Genomic DNA, 5,673 nt, shown 5'->3' with positions numbered 1-5,673 from the left:
GTCTTTAAATGGGTAGAGGGTCGCACGGTGAGCACCTTCTGTGGTGTTCACGGTACGACCCTCTGTAAAAGGTGTCCGGCGGTGTCCTACTCTCCCACGAGGTCCCCCTCGCAGTACCATCGGCGCTGTCAGTCTTAGCTTCCGGGTTCGGAATGTGACCGGGCGTTTCCCTGACGCTATGGCCGCCGTAACTCTATCAACATGTTGACACAAACCATCCCCGTGGGGGTGTGGGTTGTGGGCCGTCTGTTGGGAACCACAAAGTGGACGCGATACATCGTTACGTTAATTGCTTACTTCCACTCACACCATCCCGAAGGGGTGGTGTTGTGGGGTGTTATCAAGTCATCGGCTTATTAGTACCAGTCAGCTCCACACGTTGCCGTGCTTCCACATCTGGCCTATCAACCCAGTCATCTACTGGGAGCCTCTCGAACCGAAGTTCACTGAGATCTCATCTTGAGGCCGGCTTCCCGCTTAGATGCTTTCAGCGGTTATCCATCCCGAACGTAGCCAACCAGCCATGCCCTTGGCAGAACAACTGGCACACCAGAGGTCCGTCCAACCCGGTCCTCTCGTACTAGGGTCAGATCCTCTCAAATCTCAAACGCGCGCAGAGGATAGGGACCGAACTGTCTCACGACGTTCTAAACCCAGCTCGCGTACCGCTTTAATGGGCGAACAGCCCAACCCTTGGGACCAACTCCAGCCCCAGGATGCGACGAGCCGACATCGAGGTGCCAAACCATGCCGTCGATATGGACTCTTGGGCAAGATCAGCCTGTTATCCCCGAGGTACCTTTTATCCGTTGAGCGACAGCGCTTCCACAAGCCACTGCCGGATCACTAGTCCCGACTTTCGTCCCTGCTCGACCTGTCAGTCTCACAGTCAAGCTCCCTTGTGCACTTACACTCGCCACCTGATTGCCAACCAGGTTGAGGGAACCTTTGGGCGCCTCCGTTACTTTTTGGGAGGCAACCGCCCCAGTTAAACTACCCACCAGGCACTGTCCCAGAACCCGATCAGGGTCCGTAGTTAGATATCCAATATGACCAGAGTGGTATTTCAACAACGACTCCACGATAACTAGCGTCACCGCTTCAAAGTCTCCCACCTATCCTACACAAGCCACACCGAACACCAATACCAAGCTGTAGTAAAGGTCACGGGGTCTTTCCGTCCTTCTGCGCGTAACGAGCATCTTTACTCGTACTGCAATTTCGCCGAGTTCACGGTGGAGACAGCTGGGAAGTCGTTACGCCATTCGTGCAGGTCGGAACTTACCCGACAAGGAATTTCGCTACCTTAGGATGGTTATAGTTACCACCGCCGTTTACTGGGGCTTAAATTCAAAGCTTCGGGCGAACCCTAACCTCTCCTCTTAACCTTCCAGCACCGGGCAGGCGTCAGTCCGTATACGTCCACTTGCGTGTTGGCACGGACCTGTGTTTTTAGTAAACAGTCGCTTCCCACTGGTCTCTGCGGCCACCACACCCTTTCCCAAGCAAGTTGGTATAAGTGGATGGCCCCCCTTCTCCCGAAGTTACGGGGGCATTTTGCCGAGTTCCTTCACCATGATTATCTCGATCTCCTGAGTATTCTCTACCTGACCACCTGAGTCGGTTTGGGGTACGGGCAACAGCAAACCTCGCGTCGATGCTTTTCTTGGCAGCATAGGATCACCAGCTTCCCCATACGGGTCCGCATCACGTCTCACCCAAAGAACCGATCTCTTAAACCGATTCGGGCTACACGCTTACACCGGGACAACCATCGCCCGGCACTGGCTACCTTCCTGCGTCACACCTCACGCTCACCACCCCAGTTCGGGTTCACAGCCGCCACCCCAACATCACCCGAAGGATCCATCAAGGCTTTGGTTTGTTTAGCACTACTGGTTAGGTCTTTGACGGTTTACCGCCGGTACGGGAATATCAACCCGTTGTCCATCGACTACGCCTGTCGGCCTCGCCTTAGGTCCCGACTTACCCAGGGAAGATTAGCTTGACCCTGGAACCCTTGGTCTTCCGGAGGACGGGTTTCTCACCCGTCTTTCGCTACTCATGCCTGCATTCTCACTCGTGTGGCATCCACGACTGGATCACTCCGCCGCTTCACTCGCCACACGACGCTCTCCTACCCATCCAACGAACTGAACCACGAAGGCTTGTCTATACGCTGAATGCCGCAACTTCGGTGGTGTGCTTGAGCCCCGTTACATTGTCGGCGCGGAATCACTTGACCAGTGAGCTATTACGCACTCTTTCAAGGGTGGCTGCTTCTAAGCCAACCTCCTGGTTGTCACAGCAACTCCACATCCTTTTCCACTTAGCACACGCTTTGGGACCTTAGTTGGCGATCTGGGTTGTTTCCCTCTCGACTATGAAGCTTATCCCCCACAGTCTCACTGCTGCGCTCTCACTTACCGGCATTCGGAGTTTAGCTGACGTCAGTAACCTTGTAGGGCCCATCGGCCATCCAGTAGCTCTACCTCCGGCAAGAAACACGCAACGCTGCACCTAAATGCATTTCGGAGAGAACCAGCTATCACGAAGTTTGATTGGCCTTTCACCCCTATCCACAGCTCATCCCCTCAGTTTTCAACCTAAGTGGGTTCGGCCCTCCACGCGCTCTTACACGCGCTTCAGCCTGGCCATGGATAGATCACTTCGCTTCGGGTCTAGGACATGCGACTGAATCGCCCTATTCAGACTCGCTTTCGCTACGGCTACCCCTCACGGGTTAACCTCGCCACATATCGCTAACTCGCAGGCTCATTCTTCAAAAGGCACGCCGTCACACCTACAAGGGTGCTCCGACGGATTGTAAGCAAACGGTTTCAGGTACTCTTTCACTCCCCTCCCGGGGTACTTTTCACCTTTCCCTCACGGTACTAGTCCGCTATCGGTCATCTGGGAGTATTTAGGCTTATCAGGTGGTCCTGACAGATTCACACGGGATTTCTCGGGCCCCGTGCTACTTGGGATACACACCACGCAGTGCCACCATTTCGGATACGGGGCTCTCACCCACTCCGGCCCGCCGTTCCAAGCGGTTCTCCTATAGCTACACATTCACGTTCGAGGCTCAGCAGCGCCTCACGGTATGTCCCGCAACCCCGATCGTGCAACCCCTGCCAGGTATCACACACGACCGGTTTAGCCTCATCCGGGTTCGCTCGCCACTACTACCGGAATCACATGTTGTTTTCTCTTCCTGTGGGTACTGAGATGTTTCACTTCCCCACGTTCCCTCTACCCGCCCTATATATTCAGGCGGGAGTCACCAGGTACGCACGCGCCCTGGCGGGGTTTCCCCATTCGGAAATCCTCGAATCACAGCCCGTTTATCGGCTCCCCGAGGCTTATCGCAGATTACTACGTCCTTCTTCGGCTCCAGATGCCAAGGCATCCACCGTTTGCTCTTAGAAACTTGAAATCACATAAGCATTTATCGAAACACACACCCACCACAAACCCGAAAGCCCATGGCCGGTGTGCGACCAATGAAATTAAAGTATCAACCAACCCCATCTCACAACCCACCCCACAAAGAAGCAGATCATGATTTGACGTTGGCTAGATGCTCGCGTCCACTGTGTAGTTCTCAACGTACGGCCGATCCCACCATCACGAACAACACGTTCCGTGACCGCGGGCCGGAAGAATCCCAGTCCACCCACCCCAAACGGGGCGAATCGGCTGGTCTTCCAGGACCCAATAGTATGCACCTGCCGCAACCCCGCTCACACACCCGCACGTTCCAACACCATCCCCCGAAGAAGACGATGCGTACTAGCACCAGCGAGCAAACAAGCTTGCTTGTCATATGTTCCACCCATGAGCGACTCGCAACGAACATTCGCCGTTGTTCGAGCCATTCTGCGACAGCTTAGCTGTCGAGTGCTCCTTAGAAAGGAGGTGATCCAGCCGCACCTTCCGGTACGGCTACCTTGTTACGACTTAGTCCTAATCACCAGTCCCACCTTCGACAGCTCCCTCCCACAAGGGGTTAGGCCACCGGCTTCGGGTGTTACCGACTTTCATGACTTGACGGGCGGTGTGTACAAGGCCCGGGAACGTATTCACCGCAGCGTTGCTGATCTGCGATTACTAGCGACTCCGACTTCATGGGGTCGAGTTGCAGACCCCAATCCGAACTGAGACCGACTTTTTGGGATTCGCTCCACCTCGCGGTATCGCAGCCCTTTGTATCGGCCATTGTAGCATGCGTGAAGCCCAAGACATAAGGGGCATGATGATTTGACGTCATCCCCACCTTCCTCCGTGTTGACCACGGCAGTATCCCATGAGTTCCCACCATAACGTGCTGGCAACATAGGACGAGGGTTGCGCTCGTTGCCGGACTTAACCGAACATCTCACGACACGAGCTGACGACAACCATGCACCACCTGTATACGAGTGTCCAAAGAGTCCTGCATCTCTGCAGTGTTCTCGTATATGTCAAGCCTTGGTAAGGTTCTTCGCGTTGCATCGAATTAATCCGCATGCTCCGCCGCTTGTGCGGGCCCCCGTCAATTCCTTTGAGTTTTAGCCTTGCGGCCGTACTCCCCAGGCGGGGAACTTAATGCGTTAGCTACGACACAGAACCCGTGGAACAGGCCCTACATCTAGTTCCCAACGTTTACGGCATGGACTACCAGGGTATCTAATCCTGTTCGCTCCCCATGCTTTCGCTCCTCAGCGTCAGTAGCGGCCCAGAGATCTGCCTTCGCCATCGGTGTTCCTCCTGATATCTGCGCATTCCACCGCTACACCAGGAATTCCAATCTCCCCTACCGCACTCTAGCCTGCCCGTACCCACTGCAGGCCCGAGGTTGAGCCTCGGGTTTTCACAGCAGACGCGACAAGCCGCCTACGAGCTCTTTACGCCCAATAATTCCGGACAACGCTTGCACCCTACGTATTACCGCGGCTGCTGGCACGTAGTTAGCCGGTGCTTTTTCTCCAGGTACCGTCACTTTCGCTTCTTCCCTGACAAAAGAGGTTTACAACCCGAAGGCCGTCATCCCTCACGCGGCGTTGCTGCATCAGGCTTGCGCCCATTGTGCAATATTCCCCACTGCTGCCTCCCGTAGGAGTCTGGGCCGTGTCTCAGTCCCAGTGTGGCCGGTCACCCTCTCAGGCCGGCTACCCGTCGTCGCCATGGTGAGCCATTACCTCACCATCTAGCTGATAGGCCGCGAGTCCATCCATGTCCGATAAATCTTTCCAACACCTCACCATGCGGTGGATGCTCGTATCCAGTATTAGACGCCGTTTCCAGCGCTTATCCCAGAGACATGGGCAGGTTACTCACGTGTTACTCACCCGTTCGCCACTCATCCACCCGAGCAAGCTCGGGCTTCAGCGTTCGACTTGCATGTGTTAAGCACGCCGCCAGCGTTCGTCCTGAGCCAGGATCAAACTCTCCGTAAAAAACATGTGCAACCAGACACCGGAATAAGGCGACCAGCTGCGAGTTTGACCTGACAACAGACCATCATTACTGACAATCTCGTTATCCAAAAAAGGAATCTCCAACACCAACCAAAACAGTCGATGCCGGGGATAAATAATTGGCATATGACAATCAAGTGCACACTATTGAGTTCTCAAAGACCAGACACCACCCGTACCAGCCAAAGCCTTCCGAACAGCAACCTGTCTA

At 54.9% G+C, this 5,673-nt stretch carries 3 rRNA genes; all 3 read right to left on the bottom strand.

Going from position 1 to position 5,673, the window contains the following annotated elements:
* Nucleotides 1-73: 73 nt before the first annotated feature.
* The 3 genes from rrf to WFI54_RS12685 all read right to left on the bottom strand — a co-directional run bounded on the left by rrf (nt 74) and on the right by WFI54_RS12685 (nt 5,441).
* A 5S ribosomal RNA gene (gene rrf, locus WFI54_RS12695) occupies nt 74-190 on the bottom strand.
* A 146-nt stretch (nt 191-336) separates the two neighbouring features.
* Nucleotides 337-3,439 (bottom strand): 23S ribosomal RNA (locus WFI54_RS12690).
* A gap of 475 nt (nt 3,440-3,914) precedes the next feature.
* Nucleotides 3,915-5,441, bottom strand: a 16S ribosomal RNA gene (locus WFI54_RS12685).
* Together the 16S, 23S and 5S rRNA genes form the textbook arrangement of a ribosomal RNA operon.
* Nucleotides 5,442-5,673 lie beyond the last annotated feature (232 nt).

Origin of the sequence: Leucobacter sp. MMO-125 (assembly GCF_037148395.1) — a bacterium.
Taxonomy (GTDB): Bacteria; Actinomycetota; Actinomycetes; order Actinomycetales; family Microbacteriaceae; genus Leucobacter.
The sequence above is the reverse complement of the archived record's forward strand: the minus strand, read 5'-3'. Positions and strand labels throughout refer to the sequence as shown.